Origin of the sequence: Arthrobacter sp. ISL-65 (genome assembly GCF_018613795.1) — a bacterium.
In the GTDB taxonomy this organism is placed as follows: Bacteria; Actinomycetota; Actinomycetes; order Actinomycetales; family Micrococcaceae; genus Arthrobacter.
This window is the reverse complement of sequence record NZ_JAGGPN010000029.1, coordinates 1-2656: the sequence shown is the minus strand read 5'-3', so window position 1 is coordinate 2656 and position 2656 is coordinate 1. Positions and strand designations below refer to the sequence as shown.

5 protein-coding genes and 1 pseudogene are annotated in these 2656 nt (G+C 65.4%); 2 read left to right on the top strand and 4 right to left on the bottom strand.

Annotated elements, in window-relative coordinates; translation table 11 throughout:
- Both J7I85_RS12450 and J7I85_RS12445 read left to right on the top strand, forming a co-directional pair.
- Positions 1-205 (top strand): annotated as a pseudogene (locus J7I85_RS12450) (hypothetical protein); the annotation flags it as partial.
- A 10-nt stretch (positions 206-215) separates the two neighbouring features.
- Positions 216-476 (top strand): hypothetical protein, encoded by a 261-nt coding sequence (locus tag J7I85_RS12445; RefSeq protein WP_214852156.1) that lies wholly within the window; start codon positions 216-218, stop codon positions 474-476.
- A gap of 201 nt (positions 477-677) precedes the next feature.
- Here J7I85_RS12445 and J7I85_RS12440 read toward each other — a convergent pair whose 3' ends face one another.
- From J7I85_RS12440 to J7I85_RS12425, 4 genes are read right to left on the bottom strand one after another with little or no spacing between them, the layout of a single operon-like run.
- A complete protein-coding gene (locus J7I85_RS12440; protein ID WP_214852154.1) occupies positions 678-1298 on the bottom strand; it encodes a hypothetical protein in 621 nt (206 codons plus the stop codon).
- 43 nt (positions 1299-1341) lie between these two features.
- Entirely contained in the window at positions 1342-1923 is a 582-nt protein-coding gene (locus J7I85_RS12435; RefSeq protein ID WP_214852152.1) for a DUF6286 domain-containing protein, read from the bottom strand.
- Positions 1920-2315 (bottom strand): Asp23/Gls24 family envelope stress response protein, encoded by a 396-nt coding sequence (locus tag J7I85_RS12430; RefSeq protein WP_214852150.1) that lies wholly within the window; start codon positions 2313-2315, stop codon positions 1920-1922. The genes J7I85_RS12435 and J7I85_RS12430 overlap by 4 nt, the downstream gene beginning before the upstream one ends.
- A complete protein-coding gene (locus J7I85_RS12425) occupies positions 2312-2491 on the bottom strand; it encodes a hypothetical protein (protein WP_214852148.1) in 180 nt (59 codons plus the stop codon). The genes J7I85_RS12430 and J7I85_RS12425 overlap by 4 nt, the downstream gene beginning before the upstream one ends.
- Between the last annotated feature and the right edge of the window lie 165 nt (positions 2492-2656).

The following is a 2656-nucleotide window of genomic DNA, read 5'->3' as shown; positions in this document are numbered from 1 at the left end:
GGGTGACTACGGAGAAGCCGGGACGGTGGACGCTGACGCTGCGGTGAGGGGTGCTGGCGGGTACGCCGAGGGTGACTATGGAGATGCAGGAACCACGCACGAAGGCGGAGTCCCGGAGGGCCAGGCAACCGATTATCCGGAGGGCCAGGATGCCGTTCAGGGCCCCACCGATAACGACGAGGAGGGCAGGACCCGCGGCGACTAATTTTCCGGCGGTGCCATCACCGGTTCGTCCAGGAGCCGGAGGGTGGATCGTCGCGGAAGGCATCGAACAACCCGGGATGCTCACCATGCTCCTACAGCACGGCCCAGCACCTGCCGCGCAGCAACCCGTCATCGCCGGCCAGGGCTACCTCTTGGGCCATCCAAAGGAACGGCCAGTCGGACTCAACACGCACTCGGCCATCCTCGACCAGCACACGACACACACGGCACCGGTCCGTGACAACCTGAACGAACTCTACGGGAACGCCTAGGACCACATCACAACAACGGAAGCGTGATCGGAAGTGCCGCATAGGTGCCAGGAGCCGGGGAGGAACATGCCGGGCTCGTGCTGCTCACGGTCCCGTTGTTCCTTGCCGGGACGGTCCGGCTGCTGGCGTGACGGTCCTTGGACTCTTCCCCGGGCGAACGGACGGCCTCGGCCACGGGCATCAGCCGGTGTGAGTTGTTCTTTAGTAGATGACGGTGCCGGTGGTCGCCACGGTGGAGCCGGAAACGGGGTTGCGGCCGCTGACCTCGAGCTGGATTCCTGTCCGCCGCAGCGGTGTTTCCAAGGCCGTGGAGAGGTCCGGAATGACCCTGGCGTTAATGCTGTGGAGGATGTCCTGGATGTCGGCGCGGTTGTTGACCGTGACTTTCATCGTGAGATCCGGTTCCCTGGCGGTGCCGCGCAGCAGCGCCGAGGAACCCACAACACCGGGCAGGGTATTGATCTGGTTTTCCACGGCGGAGCCCAGTACCGAGGCTTCACATAGTGTGGTTCCGGAGGCGGGGTCCTGATGCAGCCGGTACCTGTCGGCGGGATTCTTTCGTGGAATCTGTGCCAGGATCCACAACAACCCCAGGGCGCCCAGGAGAACCCCGGCCACCAGGACAATGGCCGTAACAGAGGCCGGCCCGAAGGCCGTGTGCAGGTCCCCTGTCAGGACGGGACTTTCTGCAGGGGCCATTGCAGGGCTCATGGCGTGCAGCGTTCCGCTGGCCGCCAGCAGTATCAGAACGCCGCCGGCCAGGGTGAGAATGCCAAGGATGACCAGCCAGGTGCGGTTCAACGCTCCGGCGTGTTGTCGCATGGGGTGCCTTCTTTCCGGAATGCGGGAGGTTGGTTGCCGCGGGTCATTCCTTGGACCGGACGGACGCGGTCACCTTTGGGACCGGGTTGAGCCCGGCACCGGTAAGGCGTTCCCTGACCACGGCAATGACACGCCCGCGCAGCTCCCCTGTTTCGTGCAGGGCCGTTGTCACGTTCAGGTGGACCGCGCGTGCGGAGGCCGTGGCCGATGCTGAACGGACGCCGTCGACGAGTTCACAGTGCGCCGCCGCGTACCGCGCAACGGCCCGCCGCGTCATGACAATTTCCTGCGCGCCCGCTACCGGCACCTGGCGCCCGTCCCCGGGCGCCTGCAGCCGCAAGGCGTTGAAGCGGCCCGGAACCAGTGCTGCCGCCAGCAGGACGACTCCCACGACCGCCGCCGCAGCCCCGACGGCCCAGACTCCCGGATCGTTCCAGGTCAAACCGGACAGCCAGTCCCGGGGGCCGGCCAGATACACCGGCCACGAACCCGTGACCAGCCGGGCGACTGCCGCCCATACCAGTGCCACGCCGGCGGCCAGAAGCAGCGTTCCCAGGATCAGGGCAGGAACAGCCCGGCTGGGACGGTGCCGCAGGAGTGTGGCTTTCCCATCGTGCCGGCTCATAACAGCCTCCGGCGGCCGGTGGTTTCATCGGCAGGTTTCAGCCAGGACACGGTGATGTCGATCTGGCGTACCTCCACCCCGGTCAGGGCGGTGACGCGTTCGCTGATCCGGCGGCGCAATCGTTCGGTGACCTGGCGCAGCGGGACCGGGTAGAGCAGCCCTATTTCCACGCTGAGGGCGGCGATATTGCCCGCAAGCTCCACCGTGACTTTGGGCCGGGCGGAAAAGTCCGAATGTGCTCCGATGCCCAGAAACCCTCCGGAGGACCCGCCGGCAAAGGACTCTTCGCTCGCGACCTGACCGGCGATCTTCTCCACCACCTTCCGGTCAAGGACAGTGCGCCCCCGCGAATCCAGGTCCCGGGAACCGGCATGTGCTGCGGGGGTCTTCATCGGCTGGATGCTTTGCCGAACAGGGCCTGCAGATCCAGTTTCCCTTCCGCAATACGACCCACTAGCAGCCCAATCAGGCCAAAGAGGACCGCTATCACCAGGGCTGTAAAACCTCCGAAGGCCAAGACGATTCCTAATACCAGACCGATGGCCAGACACCATCGTGTAGTGGACATGGGCACTCCTTCCAAAATCGGTTCCACCCGAAAACGGGGCGGAGCGGGTGAGGTGGTTACTCCAGAGGCTTCTTCGCGTCCTCCTGTTCGGGCCGCTCATCCTCGGGCAGATGAACATCGGTGACGTGGACATTCACTTCCAGCACCTCCAGACCGGTCGCGCGC